General features: G+C 47.1%; 1 protein-coding gene. It reads right to left on the reverse strand.

All coding sequences use genetic code 11. The annotated features are described in order from the left end of the window. The coding region (locus NU887_RS21275) for a DUF7507 domain-containing protein (protein WP_258425360.1) at positions 1–291 on the reverse strand (291 nt) is incomplete at both ends.

Raw genomic sequence — 291 nt, forward strand, 5'->3', positions numbered from 1 at the left:
GACAATGGTGTAATTCAATACGTCTCCGACAGCGGCAAAGGTTGACTCAGTGGCTGTTTTGGTGATGGATAGGGCAGGTAATTGTGTTGCAGAAACCGACTCCGAAGCAGAGACATTGACTGAACCTACAGCAGCCGAAGCGGTGTTGTCCACTTTTCCTGCATCGATATCCGTCTGTGTTACAGTGTAAGAAGTAGGAATAGATTCACTTGATCCGGGGGCAAGGCTTGGAATAGAAACGTTCAAACCTGTCAGAGGATCGCTTACAGCAACATTGCTTAAAGTCACGTT

Origin of the sequence: Aquiflexum gelatinilyticum, from assembly GCF_024741135.1 — a bacterium.
Lineage (GTDB): Bacteria > Bacteroidota > Bacteroidia > Cytophagales > Cyclobacteriaceae > Cognataquiflexum > Cognataquiflexum gelatinilyticum.